The organism is Stenotrophomonas sp. 3(2025), assembly GCF_052665395.1.
This window is the reverse complement of sequence record NZ_JBQOIF010000022.1, coordinates 45,145-59,058: the sequence shown is the minus strand read 5'-3', so window position 1 is coordinate 59,058 and position 13,914 is coordinate 45,145. Positions and strand designations below refer to the sequence as shown.

The 13,914-nt window shown below is 66.1% G+C and carries 12 protein-coding genes; 6 read left to right on the top strand and 6 right to left on the bottom strand.

Annotated features, from left to right (window positions below):
• Positions 1–80: 80 nt before the first annotated feature.
• The 4 genes from atpG to ACUXVE_RS15910 all read left to right on the top strand — a co-directional run bounded on the left by atpG (position 81) and on the right by ACUXVE_RS15910 (position 5,243).
• Positions 81–944 (top strand): F0F1 ATP synthase subunit gamma, encoded by an 864-nt coding sequence (gene atpG / locus ACUXVE_RS15925; protein WP_025877359.1) that lies wholly within the window; start codon positions 81–83, stop codon positions 942–944.
• A gap of 38 nt (positions 945–982) precedes the next feature.
• The gene (gene atpD / locus ACUXVE_RS15920; RefSeq protein ID WP_093818068.1) at positions 983–2,389 is read left to right on the top strand and encodes a F0F1 ATP synthase subunit beta; all 1,407 of its coding nucleotides are present in this window, start codon (positions 983–985) and stop codon (positions 2,387–2,389) included.
• Positions 2,390–2,501: 112 nt separating this feature from the next.
• A complete protein-coding gene (locus ACUXVE_RS15915; RefSeq protein WP_025877355.1) occupies positions 2,502–2,924 on the top strand; it encodes a F0F1 ATP synthase subunit epsilon in 423 nt (140 codons plus the stop codon).
• 168 nt (positions 2,925–3,092) lie between these two features.
• Positions 3,093–5,243 carry a hypothetical protein gene (locus ACUXVE_RS15910; RefSeq protein WP_445514775.1) on the top strand — a complete coding sequence of 717 codons (2,151 nt, stop codon included), beginning with the start codon at positions 3,093–3,095 and terminating at the stop codon, positions 5,241–5,243.
• Positions 5,244–5,250: 7 nt separating this feature from the next.
• Here ACUXVE_RS15910 and ACUXVE_RS15905 read toward each other — a convergent pair whose 3' ends face one another.
• Positions 5,251–5,634, bottom strand: coding sequence for a GtrA family protein (locus tag ACUXVE_RS15905; RefSeq protein WP_093818066.1), 384 nt, complete (start codon positions 5,632–5,634; stop codon positions 5,251–5,253).
• Between the two features lie 162 nt (positions 5,635–5,796).
• On the opposite strand from ACUXVE_RS15905, the gene glmU reads away from it, so the two are divergent.
• Positions 5,797–7,164 (top strand): bifunctional UDP-N-acetylglucosamine diphosphorylase/glucosamine-1-phosphate N-acetyltransferase GlmU, encoded by a 1,368-nt coding sequence (gene glmU / locus ACUXVE_RS15900; RefSeq protein ID WP_222388331.1) that lies wholly within the window; start codon positions 5,797–5,799, stop codon positions 7,162–7,164.
• Positions 7,133–7,666 carry a GNAT family N-acetyltransferase gene (locus tag ACUXVE_RS15895; protein ID WP_445514774.1) on the top strand — a complete coding sequence of 178 codons (534 nt, stop codon included), beginning with the start codon at positions 7,133–7,135 and terminating at the stop codon, positions 7,664–7,666. Before glmU ends, ACUXVE_RS15895 begins: the two co-directional genes overlap by 32 nt.
• A gap of 468 nt (positions 7,667–8,134) precedes the next feature.
• Here ACUXVE_RS15895 and ACUXVE_RS15890 read toward each other — a convergent pair whose 3' ends face one another.
• The 5 genes from ACUXVE_RS15890 to ACUXVE_RS15870 all read right to left on the bottom strand — a co-directional run bounded on the left by ACUXVE_RS15890 (position 8,135) and on the right by ACUXVE_RS15870 (position 13,905).
• Complete coding sequence (locus ACUXVE_RS15890; RefSeq protein ID WP_180831952.1) at positions 8,135–9,496, bottom strand: sensor histidine kinase; 1,362 nt, start codon at positions 9,494–9,496, stop codon at positions 8,135–8,137.
• Positions 9,493–10,839, bottom strand: coding sequence for a sigma-54-dependent transcriptional regulator (locus ACUXVE_RS15885; RefSeq protein WP_222388333.1), 1,347 nt, complete (start codon positions 10,837–10,839; stop codon positions 9,493–9,495). Before ACUXVE_RS15885 ends, ACUXVE_RS15890 begins: the two co-directional genes overlap by 4 nt.
• 140 nt (positions 10,840–10,979) lie before the next feature.
• Positions 10,980–11,363: a PDZ domain-containing protein gene (locus tag ACUXVE_RS15880; protein WP_445514773.1), complete on the bottom strand. Its 384-nt coding sequence runs from the start codon at positions 11,361–11,363 to the stop codon at positions 10,980–10,982.
• Between the two features lies 1 nt (position 11,364).
• Positions 11,365–12,579: an ABC transporter permease gene (locus tag ACUXVE_RS15875; RefSeq protein ID WP_154881091.1), complete on the bottom strand. Its 1,215-nt coding sequence runs from the start codon at positions 12,577–12,579 to the stop codon at positions 11,365–11,367.
• 21 nt (positions 12,580–12,600) lie between these two features.
• Positions 12,601–13,905, bottom strand: coding sequence for an ABC transporter permease (locus tag ACUXVE_RS15870; RefSeq protein WP_445514772.1), 1,305 nt, complete (start codon positions 13,903–13,905; stop codon positions 12,601–12,603).
• Positions 13,906–13,914: the final 9 nt, after the last annotated feature.

Below are 13,914 nucleotides of genomic sequence, written 5' to 3'. Positions count from 1 at the left end.
GCGGAGCGATGCTCCGCTGGACCAGACGATCAAACGGTTGAACAACGCGGGGCCCCGGCCCCGCGCCACGGGAATAAAAGATGGCAAGCGGACGCGAAATCAAAACCAAGATCAAGAGCGTGCAGAACACCCGCAAGGTGACGCGCGCCCTGGAAATGGTCTCGGCCTCCAAGATCCGCAAGGCGCAGGATCGGATGAAGACCTCGCGTCCGTACGCGCAGGCGATGAAGCAGGTGATCGGCCACCTGGCGCAGGCCAGCACCGACTACCAGCATCCGTTCCTGGTCGAGCGTGAGCAGGTCAAGCGGGTCGGTTTCATCGTGATCTCCTCCGATCGCGGTCTGGCCGGCGGCCTCAACAACAACCTGTTCCGCAGGATGCTTGGCGAAGCCAAGGCCTGGCAGGACAAGGGCGCCGAAGTGGACCTGGTGACCATCGGCCAGAAGGCATCGACCTTCTTCCGCCGGGTCAAGGTAAACATGGTCGGCACGGTGACCCACATCGGCGACACGCCGAAGCTGGAATCGCTGATCGGTGTGATCAAGGTCATGCTCGACGCCTTCACCGAAGGCAAGGTCGACCGCGTGTACCTGGTCTATAACCGCTTCGTCAACACGATGACGCAGAAGGCCAGCTTCGATCAGCTGCTGCCGCTGCCGGCCGCTGAGAAGCAGGTTGCGCACCACGACTGGGACTACCTGTACGAACCCGATGCCGCGACCGTGCTCGAGCACGTGATGACGCGTTACATCGAGTCGCTGGTGTACCAGGCGCTGCTGGAAAACGTCGCTTCCGAGCATGCCGCGCGCATGGTGGCGATGAAGTCGGCCAGTGACAACGCCAACAAGCTGATCGGAACCCTGCAGCTGGTCTACAACAAGGCCCGCCAGGCAGCGATCACCCAGGAAATCTCCGAAATCGTCGGCGGCGCGGCAGCAGTCTGACCGCGTTCGTTAAAAGCACACATTTAGAGGATGCAGCAATGAGTCAGGGCAAGATCGTTCAGATCATCGGCGCCGTCGTCGACGTCGAATTCCCCCGCGAGTCGGTGCCGAAGGTGTACCACGCGCTGAAGGTGGACAACACCGAAATCACCCTGGAAGTGCAGCAGCAGCTCGGTGACGGCGTGGTCCGCTGCATCGCGCTGGGCTCCACCGATGGCCTGAAGCGCAACCTGGTGGCCACCAACACCGGCCGCGGCATCTCCGTGCCGGTCGGCGCTGGCACCCTGGGCCGCATCATGGACGTGCTCGGCCGCCCGATCGACGAAGCCGGTCCGGTCGCCTCCAGCGACAACTGGGAAATCCACCGCGCTGCTCCGTCGTATGAAGACCAGTCCCCGGCCACCGAGCTGCTGGAAACCGGCATCAAGGTCATCGACCTGATGTGCCCGTTCGCCAAGGGCGGCAAGGTCGGCCTGTTCGGCGGCGCCGGCGTCGGCAAGACCGTCAACATGATGGAACTGATCAACAACATCGCCAAGGCGCACAGCGGTCTGTCCGTGTTCGCCGGCGTGGGTGAGCGTACCCGTGAGGGCAACGACTTCTACCACGAGATGAAGGACTCCAACGTCCTGGACAAGGTCGCGATGGTGTACGGCCAGATGAACGAGCCGCCGGGCAACCGCCTGCGCGTCGCCCTGACCGGCCTGACCATGGCCGAGTACTTCCGCGACGAGAAGGACGAGAACGGCAAGGGCAAGGACGTGCTGCTGTTCGTCGACAACATCTACCGCTACACCCTGGCCGGTACCGAAGTGTCGGCACTGCTGGGTCGTATGCCGTCGGCAGTGGGTTACCAGCCGACCCTGGCCGAGGAAATGGGCGTCCTGCAGGAGCGCATCACCTCGACCAAGAATGGTTCGATCACCTCGATCCAGGCCGTCTACGTGCCGGCCGATGACTTGACCGATCCGTCGCCGGCGACCACCTTCGCCCACCTTGACTCGACCGTGACCCTGTCGCGTTCGATCGCTTCGCTGGGTATCTACCCGGCAGTCGATCCGCTGGACTCCACCAGCCGCCAGATGGACCCGCTGGTCATCGGCCACGAGCACTACGACACCGCCCAGCGCGTCCAGCAGACCCTGCAGAAGTACAAGGAACTGAAGGACATCATCGCCATCCTGGGCATGGACGAACTGTCCGAAGAAGACAAGCAGGCCGTGTCGCGCGCCCGCAAGATCGAGCGCTTCTTCAGCCAGCCGTTCCACGTGGCCGAAGTGTTCACCGGCTCGCCGGGCAAGTACGTGTCGCTGAAGGACACCATCCGTGGCTTCAAGGCCATCGTCGATGGCGAGTACGACCACCTGCCGGAGCAGGCGTTCTACATGGTCGGCAGCATCGAAGAAGCGGTCGAGAAGGCCAAGAAGATGGCCGAGAAGGCCTGATGCGGCGGGGACGGGCACACGCCCGTCCCGACCGTGACACGGGGTGGGCCTGCGCCCACCGCTGCGGAATCCCTGCGGTGGGTTCGACCCGCCCCCTAGCGAAGAGAGTTACATGAGCACCATCCGTTGCGACATCGTCAGCGCCGAGCAGGAAATCTTCCGTGGCGAAGCGACCCTGGTCGTGGCCACCGGTGAGCTGGGCGAACTGGGCATCGCGCCCAAGCACGCACCGCTGATCACCCGCTTGAAGCCGGGCAAGGTGGTAGTGACCACGCCGAGCGGCGAGCAGCTGGATTTCGCCATTTCCGGCGGCATCCTGGAAGTGCAGCCGCAGGTGGTGACCGTGCTGGCCGACACCGCGATCCGCGCACAGGACATCGACGAAGCCTCGGTCCGCAAGGCCAAGGAAGAAGCCGAACGCATCCTGGCCAACCGCGGCGAAGCGATGGAAGTGGCCGAGGCCCAGCAGAAGCTGGCAGAGGCCGTTGTCCAGCTGCAGGCGCTGGAGCGCCTGCGCAAGACCCTCAAGCACTGAACGGTGCCGAGGTGATGCCTGCGCCGGCAAGGTGCAGGTGAGTGCAGGAACGCCGGCTGCCAAGCCGGCGTTTTTGTTTGTTCTCTACGAGGGCAGGGAATGCAGCAGTCATCGACAGCGACGCAGGGCACGGGCAGCTGGCAACGTTCCTGGCGCACACCGGAAGGTATGTTCCTTGCTGCCTGGGTGGTGCTGTGCCTGCCATGGCTGCTGGGCATCAAGACCATTCCATTCGACGCGGTGCAGCAGTTCTTCCCGGCAGTGAGCTTCAGCGCTGAACAACTGCGCCATCTACAGGCGCCGTGGTGGAATCCGTATCTGTACGGGGGTTACCCGCAGCTGGCCGACCCGCAGATGATGACGTTGCAGCCGAGCATGCTGCTGCCGATGCTGTTGGCTCCGACGTCGCTGCACCTGTTCAACGTGGTCGTGCTGCTGCACGTGCTGGCAGGTGGCTTCGGTGCGCTGCGGCTGGGCCGCGTGCAGGGAATGACGCCACCGGCGCAGCTGCTGTTCGCGCTGGTACTGATGTTCGGCGGGGTGGTCGCCTCGCGCCTCCAGCACACGCCGATGATCGTCAGTTACAGCCTGCTGCCGTGGCTGTGGCTGGGCATGGAGCAGGTCCGCCGCCAGGGGCGGCTGCGTGACGCACTGCTGGCCGGCATTGCCGGAGGCCTGTGCGCGCTGCAGCTGACCCAGGTTACCTACTTCATCATCCTCGCCTGTGCGATCCATGCGCTGGGCGCGGTTGTGCTGGCGAAGGGCCAGCGCGTGCGGTTGCTGCTGCGATTTGGTCTTGTCGGCGTGCTTGCCGGGCTGATCAGCGCGCCACAGTGGTTGTCCACGCTGGCCTGGCTGGGCGAGACAAATCGCGATGGTTTCTCGTTGGAGGCTGCGTTGCCGGGGGCGATGCACTGGCAGACCCTGGCTACGCTGCTGTCGGGCAACGTGTTCTCGCAGGGGCGCGGTGACAGCTGGGCCTTTGGCGACATCAGTGCCGATTACCTGTATCTCGGCGCGGTGCCCCTGGCGCTCTGGCTGGGATGGGGCGGTGAGGTGCTGCGGCGCAGACCCGCGGCGACCCGCATCGCGCTGGCAGTGGTGATCCTGATGATCCTGGCTGCACTGGGTGGGGCGACGCCACTGTTTCCGTGGCTGTTCACCTGGCTGCCTGGGCTGGATCTGTTCCGACGACCTGCCGATGCCTTGTTCCTCACGGTTCCCGCTGCGGCTTGGCTGGCTGCCAACGCCTTGCAGGTTGCATTGCAGCGAGGCCCGTTGCGGCCGCCGTGGACATCGGTGGCCGCCGTCATGCTGCTTGCCGTCTCCAGTGCATGGATGGCGATGGAACGCGGCCACCCCGTGGCCTTTGTCTGGCTCGGCATCAGCGCGGCCGTGGGAATCGCCGCGGTGCTGCTGCTGCGTCGTCACCGGGCACCCGAGCGCTGGCTGTTTGTGCTGGTGCTGTTCGACCTGCTGCTGTTCAACGTGGGGACCAGCTTCAACGCAGGCAGTGGCACCAAATCGGTGCTGACCGCCGACCGCGCCGGGCCGGCGCAGCGGGCCTACGCGCTGCTCGCGGCAGAGCGGCAACCCGGTTTGCCTGAGCGCGCCGTGGTCTTCGGCATCGGTGGGCTCACCAACGGTGCTGCGGTCCATGCGATCGCGCTGGCAAACGGCTACAACCCGATGTTGGCCAGCGACTACCTGCAGATGACCGGCATGCCGGGTGAACCGGTGGATACGTTCCAACAGAAGCTGCCGACGGCCTGGGCAACGGACACAACCGCGCCTGTGTACGATCTGCTGGGCGTGCGCTGGCTGCTGGCCCAGGATCCGTTCCCGGGTTCAAGCGCGCAGGGTGACCAGGTCGAGCTCGCGCGACGCGACAGCGTGCTGCCGCGCGTGCTCAATCCTCGGAATGTCCGACGCCACGATGCGCGTCTGCCGCCTGCGGATGAATTCAACCAGACCGATTTCAGCCGGCAGCTCTGGCTGCCAGCCATGGCCGGCGCCGCATGCCCGGAGCATGATGCCGGTGAGGCCAACATCCAGGTGCAGCACTACCAGCCTGGCCGTATCGAGCTCACGGTGGAAGCCGACCGCCCCGCGTGGGTCGTGGTCAACGAGGTGGCTGCCCGTGGCTGGCAGGCCCGCTTGCCCGATGGCACCGTACTGCCGCTGCTGCGTGGCAATGGCCTGTTCCATGCGCTGTGCGTGCCGGCAGGCCGCCATCAGGTGCAGTTGCGTTACAGCCCGCTGCAGTTGTGGCGCGAGGGATTGAGCGTGCGCCTGGCCGGCGACGGTAGCCGTCGCTGAATGCTGGTCAGCGGTACACCACGTGCCGCAGCAGCAGGAACGACACCAGCGCCAGACCACCTTCCACCAGCGGCTTGGCCAGCCACGCGTACTGCAGCCCCAATGCGTGGTCGGCCGCGGTCACCAGCAGGGTGCTGGCCGCGGTGAGCAACGTCCACAGCAGGAGGAAGCGCGCGAAGCGCTTCCAGCCCAGGCGCTGTTGGCCGGCGGCCGAAAAGGTGTAGCGGCCGTTGAGCCAGAAGCCGAGCAGCATGCCGGCCAGGCGGCCGACGACGTTGGCAGGGGCGACGGGCAGCCCGAGTGCGGTGCTGCCCACGAACACCAGCCAGTCCAGCAGCAGCTGCACCAGGCCGACGACGATGTATGAGCTGCCCTGGCGGATGAGCGTCATGACCGTGGGATTGCGATACCGCCCAGCAACAGCGGAGCCATCCAGGGCAACAGATCGGGAAATCGTTCCTGCAGGAAGAGCACGGTTCACGTCGGGTGGGGAAAGAGCTCGGCTATCCTATCAGCCAACCCCCAGATTGCCGCCGCCGTGCGGCCCCTCTCCATGACCCAACCCCTGCACGTGATCATCCTCGCCGCCGGCGCCGGCAAGCGCATGAAGTCGGTGCTGCCCAAGGTCCTGCAGCCGATTGCCGGCCAGCCGATGCTGGCGCATGTGATCGCCACCGCGCGCGAACTGCAGCCGGCCGCCATCCACGTGGTGTACGGCCACGGTGGGGACCAGGTGCGCAGCTGTTTCGCTGACCAGCCGGACCTGTTGTGGGCTGAACAAGCGCAGCAGCTGGGTACCGGTCACGCCGTTGCCCAGGCCATGCCGGAGGTGCCCGACGCCGCACAGGTGCTGGTGTTGTATGGAGATGTGCCGTTGATCCGTGCGCAGACCCTGCGCGACCTGCTGGCCCAGCCGGGCCGGCTGGCCGTGCTGGTGGCCGATGTGGAGGATCCCACCGGCTACGGTCGCGTGCTGCGCGATGCCGAGGGCAAGGTCGGGGCGATCGTTGAGCAGAAGGACGCCGACGATGAACAGCGTCGGGTGCGCATCATCAACACCGGCATCATCACTGCCGAATCGACGGCGCTGCGCCGCTGGCTGTCGCAGCTGTCCAACAGCAACGCGCAGGGCGAATACTACCTGACCGATGTATTCGCCTTTGCCGCCCGCGAGTTCACTCCGGCGGAGATGGCCCTGGTGGCCGATGCGCAGGACGCCGAAGGCGCGAACGATCCGTGGCAGCTCTCGCAGCTGGAACGGGCCTGGCAGCGGCGCGCGGTGCGCGCGCTGTGCATCCAAGGCGCGCGCGTGCGCGATCCAGCGCGGGTGGATGTCCGGGGCGAGGTGATCGTCGGCAGCGATGTGATGATCGATGTCGACGTGATCCTTGAAGGCAAGGTGGTCCTCGGCGATGGCGTGACCATCGGGCCGTTCACCCGGCTGAAGGACGTCACTCTCGGCGCGGGCACCGAAGTGCGTGCGCACTGCGATGTGGAAGGCGTGATCAGCGAGGGCGCGGCCCAGATCGGCCCGTTCGCGCGCCTGCGCCCGGGCACCGTGCTGGCCGACGGCGTGCACGTGGGCAACTTCGTGGAAACCAAGAAGGTCACCCTGGGCGTGGGCAGCAAGGCCAACCACCTGACCTACCTGGGCGACGCGGTGATCGGCAGCAAGGTCAACATTGGCGCGGGCACCATCACCTGCAACTACGACGGCGTGAACAAGTCGACCACCACCATCGGCGACAACGCTTTCATCGGCTCCAACAGTTCGCTGGTGGCGCCGGTGCTGATCGGTGAAGGGGCCACGATTGCGGCCGGTTCGGTCATCACCCGCACTGCGCCGGACGGCAAGCTGACCGTGGCCCGTGCGCGCCAGGAAACCATCGATGGCTGGCAGCGCCCCATCAAGAAAAGCTGAGCCGAGGCCACCGCGCGTCGAGGAACTGAGTGCGCTGCCGCGCATCGAACAGCGTGCGGGCGAACTGCTGCGCGGGCACGAGGCGTACCCGGTGTTCGCTGGCCATGGACTGGAGCTTCCCACGTTGCAGGCCGGACTGCGGCGTGGCCAGTTGTGGATCATCGAAGGCGCCGATGGCGGCATCGCCGGCTACCTGCTGGGCGATGCGCTCGACGGCGATTTCCATGTGCTGCAGATGGATGTTGATCCCAATCATGCTCGCCGGGGCTACGGACGGGCGTTGCTGCAGCACGCACTCGCCGAGGCCAGGGCGCTTGGCTATCCGGCGGCGGTGCTGACCACGTTGTCCGATGTACCGTGGAATGCGGCTTTCTATGCCAGCGAAGGATTCACCCTGCTGCCGGATTCAGAGTGGGGCGCGGGCCTGCGAGGGGTGATGGCCGAGGAAGCCGCGTTGGGATTCCCGATGCACCTGCGGGTGGCGATGCGACGGGTGCTTTAGTTTTGCTTCTTCTGTTGATTGCTGAAGGTTGATAACGGTTCATGGGTGTCACTTTTCTTTTCGCGCGAAAAGAAAAGTAACCAAAAGAAACGCGCCGCCAGTCCGCGAGCCGTCGTGCTGCACACGCCGGTACCCTGCGCTCCTCGGTCCGCCGAGGGACGGCGCGGGAACTCGCTGCGCTCAGACACCCGCGCCTCTTCGCCCTCGCCGGCCCTGCGGTGCTCGGCTCGCTTCAAGGCGGACCCAAGTCAAAGGCCACAGCTGCACCCAGTAGATCCACGCCATGCGTGGATGCTTTTGCTCTGCTTCTCGAGTCCGTCTTGAAGCGAGCCGAGCACCGATGCGCAGCACGACGGCTCGCGGCCGGCGGAACGCTTCTTTTGGTTACTTTTCTTTGCGTACAAAGAAAAGTGACACCCATGAACAATGATCAACCTTCAGCCATCAACAGAGGAGGGAAGAACAAACCTACCCCACCGGCAACAGGATCGACACACACAGCCCGCCGTCGGTGCGGTTCTGCAGTGACACGCGACCACCGTGCGCCTCGACGATCTCGCGGGTGAGGGCCAGCCCCAGCCCGGTGCCGTTGCGCTTGGTCGAATAGAACGGCATCAGCGCATTCTGCAGCACCTGCTCGTTCATGCCCTTGCCGCGGTCCAGCACATCCAGCCGCAGCCACTGCGGCAGCCGGGTCAGCTGCACCTGTACGTCGTCGTTGGGCGGATCGGCTTCGGCGCAGGCCTCGTGTGCATTCTTCAGCAGGTTGAGCAGGGCCTGGCCGAACTGGGCGATGTCGATCCGGCTGCTCAGCTCCTCGTCGGGTGCACGCTCCATCGTGAACGGAATCTGCTGGCACAGGCTGGACAGGAACGGCGCCCAGTGCACGGTCTGCAGCTGCGGCTGCGGCAGCTTGGCGAAACGTGCATAGCCGCGGATGAAGCCTTCCAGGTGGCGGGCCCGGTCTTCGATGGTGGTGAAGATCTCCGGCAGCCGGTCGAAGCGCTCGCGCTTGACCAGTTCGCCGCCGGAGTGCGCAAGCGAGGCGATCGGCGCCAGCGAGTTGTTGAGTTCGTGGCTGATCACCCGGATCACCTTCTTCCAGGTCTGTACTTCCTGCCGGCGCAGTTCGGCGGTGAGCTGGCGTACCAACAGCAGGTCATGCGGGCGGCCGTTGAGCTGGAATGCGCGCCGCGACAGGTGATAGACCTGTTCGTCGTCCTCGTCGCCTTCCACACCGTCTTCGCTTTCCGACTTCACCGCAAACAGGCTGTCGCCGCCGCGGCCGATGGCATCGCGCAGTTCCACCGGCAGCTGCTCGAGCACGTCTTCCATGCGCTGGCCTTCCAGCTTCCAGCCGCTGTGCAGCAGCTTGCGCGCGGCCAGGTTGGAGAACACCACGCGGGAAATGCCATCGCCACCGGCGGCGATCAGCAGCATCGCCACCGGGGTGTTCTGCACCATGGTGTCCAGCAGCAGTTCGCGCTGCACCAGGCCCTGGCGTTGTGCGCGCAGCACTTCCCCGAGCTCGCGGTGTGCCTGCACCAGGTCACCCAGTTCGTCATTGCCGGGCCAGTAGATGCCGAAGTTGTACTCACCGTCGCGGTAGCTGCTGGTGGTCCCGGACAGCGCCCGCATCAACGAGCGCACCGGTGCGGTGGCGCGGCGCAGCGTCCACCACATCAATGACAGCAGGATGATCGTGGAGACCGTGGTCACCACCCAGCCATGGTCCATCCAGTAGGCCAGCAGCCACGGCAGCGCGGCAGCCAGCGCCAGCACCGGCAGCAGGCGCAGGAACAGGCGGAAGGTGAAGGAGCGTCGCTTCATTCGCGTGGGATGCCGTGACGGTCCATGCGCCGGTACAGCGCCTGCCGGCTCAGTCCAAGCTCGTTGGCCGCCTGTGCGATGACGCCGTGGTTGCGCGCCAGCACTTCTTCGATGCGTGCGCGATCGGGATCATTGCCGGCGCTTGGCGTCGGGCGCGACGCAGCCGGTGCACGCGGCAGGTTGAGATCGGCCACTTCGATGCGGTTGCCGGTGGCCAGCAGTTCGGCACGCTGGATCACGTTGCGCAGCTCGCGCACGTTGCCCGGCCACGGGTGGCGCTGCAGTGCGGTGGCCGCCGTGCTGGACAGCGGCTTGCCGATGCTGAGGAAATGCTCGGCCAACGGCACGATGTCGCCTGGGCGGTCGGCCAGCGGCGGCAGCGTCAGTTCCACCGTGTTGAGCCGGTAGTACAGGTCTTCGCGGAACGTACCTTCGCGGATCATCGCCGGCAGGTCGGCATTGGTCGCGCTGACCACGCGCACCTTGACCTGGCGTTCGCGGTTGGAGCCCAGGCGTTCGAAACGTCCTGTCTCCAGCACGCGCAGCAGCTTCATCTGCCCACCCAGCGACAGGTTGCCGATCTCGTCCAGGAACAGCGTGCCGCCGTCAGCTGCCTCGAACTTGCCTTCGCGCGCCTTGTTGGCGCCGGTATAGGCGCCGGCCTCGGCGCCGAACAGTTCGGCCTCGATCAGTTCGGAGGGCAGGGCGCCGCAGTTCACCGCCACGAACGGGCCCTTGGCCACCAGCGAGTTGGCCTGGATGATCTGCGCGATCTTCTCCTTGCCCGCGCCATTGGGGCCGGTGATCAGCACCGGCAGCTCAGAGCGCGCGACCTGGCACGCCAGGGCGATCACCCGCTCGCTGGCGGGGTCGGCGAACACCGCACCACACAACGCGTACTTGTCTTCCAGCGCATGCCGCTGGCGTTGTTCGCGCTGGCGTCGCTGGTCCAGTTCGCGCCGCGCTTCGGACAATTCCAGCAGGTTGTTGACCGTGGTCAGCAGCTTGCGGTCATCCCAGGGCTTGGCCAGGTAGTCGGCGGCACCGGCCTTGACCAGGTCCACCGCGCTGCTCAGGTGGGTCCAGGCGGTCAGCAGGATCACCGGCAGATCGGGGTGGCGTTCGCGGATCTGTGCGAACAGCGCCTCGCCTTCCTCACCGGAGGTGGTGTCCTCGCTGAAATTCATGTCCTGGATCACCAGGTCCACCGGCTGCGATTCCAGCAGCGCCAGCCCTTCGGCCGGGCTCTGCGCCAGCAGGGTGTCGATGTCGTGCAGGGAGAACAGCACGTCCAGCGCGGTACCCACGCTGGCGTTGTCGTCGATGATCAGGATCGCAGGCATGGGTCGCAAAGAGGGTAGCGCCGGGCCATGCCCGGCGGGGCGGGTGCAGTTGCAGCGGCTGGAACCGCCGGGCATGGCCCGGCGCTACCGGGCCGCTCTGCAATATAGCGAAACCAGCGGTAGCGCAGGGGCGTCCGGACTCAGCGCCGTGGCGGGGGCGGCGGTGGCGGTGGTGCTGGCGGGTTCAGCGCCGCCCGCCACGCCGACACCGCCACCGGCACGGTCAGCATCCGACCATCGCGCCGCAGCAGCAGGTGGACGGTGGGCGTCGATGCCGCCCGTACTGCGTCGGCGAGCTGTTCGATCTGCCGCACCGGCGAATCGTCCACCCGCAGGATGCGGTCGCCGCTTCGCACGCCGAAGCGCGCCTCCGGGCTGGCCGCATCCACCCTCACCACGCCTTCGGTCGAGCGCAGCGCCAGCCGCGCATCGTCCTGGCGCCACGCCAGCGTCTGCGCGCTGCTGCTGCCGGCGAGTACCGGCAGCGGCAGGGCCAGCAACAGAAACAGCAGGCTGGCGCGCATCTCACGCCCCCCGCGTGGCGACGGCCGGTGGCACCGCCGCAGCGCGGCGGGCCGGGCCGAACACGGCGATCTGGCCGAGCAGCCACAGCAGCGCTGCGCCCAGCGGCAGGTACAGCAGCGGCATGCGCGGCAGCTCGTACATGTTCATCAGGGCCAGGTTGATGGCGTACGCCGCCAGCATGCCCAGCACGATGCCCAGCGTGGCCAGCAGGAAGTTCTCGGTCTGGAAGTAGCGCAGGATCTGCCCGCGGGTGGCGCCCAATGCGCGGCGGATGCCGATCTGCTTGCTGCGCTGCTGCACCCAGAAGCTGGCCAGGCCGACGATGCCCAGGGCGGTGACCACCAGCAGCGCCACGCAGACCGTCACCAGCAGGCCGACCATCGAGCGGTCGTTCTTGAAGTAGTCGGCACGCTGTTCCTGGTAAGTCAGTTTCTCGCGCACCAGGCGGTTGGGGTCGTTGTGCTCCAGCGCGGCCAGCGCACCTTTCAGCACTTCATCGCGGCGTTCCGGCGAAGTGCGCAGCATGTACGGGCCGCGGGTGAAGTCGGTACGCACCGGCAGCATCATCGACAGGGTGCTGTTGTCGTTGTAGTCGGTAGGGGTGGCCAGATGGGCGACCACGCCGACCACATGCAGGGCCTGGTTGCCCATGTAGAACGTCTTGCCCAGCGCGCTCTGGTCCGGATACATCTTGGCGGCGACCTGCTGGTTGATGATCACCGGCGCGGCGCGGTCAGGCTTGGGATTCTTCTGGGCTTCCTCATAGTCGATGTATTCACTGGGCAGGAAGTCGCGGCCGGCGACCAGCTGCAGGCCAAGCGTCGGAAGTGCGTTCTCGCTGAACATGTACAACGACACGAACGCGGTCGGGCGCTCCTGGTCACGTTCGCGCGAGATGCTGGTGTTGCTCGAGTTGCGGCGGAATGGCAGCTGGTTGACCTTGGTCACGCTGGTCACGCCGGGAATCGCGCGCAGCGATGCCAGGTCTTCGTTGGTGCGGGCCATGGCGTTGGTCTGCTTGCCGATGCCGCTGACCCGGACCATGACCAGTTCGTTCTCGGCCAGGCCGCTGGGCTGGCTGATCTTTTCCACGCGCTGGGTGACCAGGAACAGGGCATTGCAGACGATGGCGCAGGTCAGGGCGATTTCCAGCACGATCAATGCGGCTGCGGTCTTGTGCCGGCGCAGGGTGCTGAGGATGGGGCGGATGTCCATGGGAAGTCCTCGTTCTGGTGCTTACTGCGACTTGAGCTGGATGGCCGGGGTGACCTGCATCGCGCGCCAGGCGGGCAGGAAGCCGGCAGCAATGCTGGCCAGCAGGGTCAGGCCGAGGGCGAGCAGCAGCATGCTGCCGTCGAGGTGGGCCAGCTTGGCGTAGTCCACCGGCTGCTGGCGTACTGCATACAGGCCCAGCAGTGCCAGGCCGATGCCGAGCACGCCGCCAACCACGCCCACCGCGCCCGCCTCGACCAGGCACTGCAGGAAGATCTGCCCGCGGCTGGCACCCAGTGCGCGGCGCACGCCGATCTCACCGCTGCGGCGCAGGAACTTGGCCAGCAGCAGGCCGACCGTGTTGACCAGGCAGACACCGAGGAAACCCAGGGCCAGCCACATCTGCAGGCGTACGTCGCTGGGTACCGCGTTGTTGAAGGTCAGCCACTCCATCACGGTGCGCAGGCGCACGTTGGCCGGGCGCTCGAAACGGCCGGCAGCCCGCTGCTGGTCCGAGTAGTTCACCAGGTAGCGGCGGTAGTCCTCGGCCTTGGACGGGTCAAGCTCCACCCAGTACTGGATCCAGGTGCACGGCGCGTTGATCGAATTGCTGTCGTCATCGGGTGCGCCGTCGCGGAAGCAGTTCATGTTGCCGTTGCTGCCGAGCTTGAGGTCCATCGCGGTGGACAGCGGCATCATCAGGTCCTCTTCGCGGCCGTAGTTGCCAACGGTCAGGTCGAAGAAGTGCGGTTCCGGATTCCAGGTATCCATCACGCCGATCACGCGCAGCGAATGGCCATCGACCCGGATCTCACGGCCGACACTGTCGGCGCCCTGGAACAGCTTGTCGTTGATCACCTTGGACAGCACCACCACGCGGGAGCGACGGTCATCGTCGCTGGCCGTCCAGGCACGGCCATACAGCATCGGCACATTGAACATCGGGAAGAAGTCAGCCGAAGTCCAGCGGGTGTCGATGTTGAACGGCTTCAACGTGCTGCCTTCCGGCTCGATGGTCGCGTCACCGGCACTCATCATCGCCTGGCGCTCGCCACGCTTCTCGCGCAGCAGCGTCTCTGCATCGAAGCGGGTCATCTGGGTCTCCGGCTCTTCGCCGGTCAGGTAACCCGAGCGCGGGCGCGGATCGACCTGCACGTAGAACAGGCGGTCGCTCTTGTCAGGGATCGGATCGCCGGACAGCACGTGGAACACGGTCAGGGTGGTCATCGAAGCACCGATGCCCAGCGCGATGGCGACCACCATCAGCGCGGTCAGTACCTTGTTGCGGCGGAAGCTGCGCACCGCCAGTCGGGCGTAGTAGGCGAACATGGTCGTGCC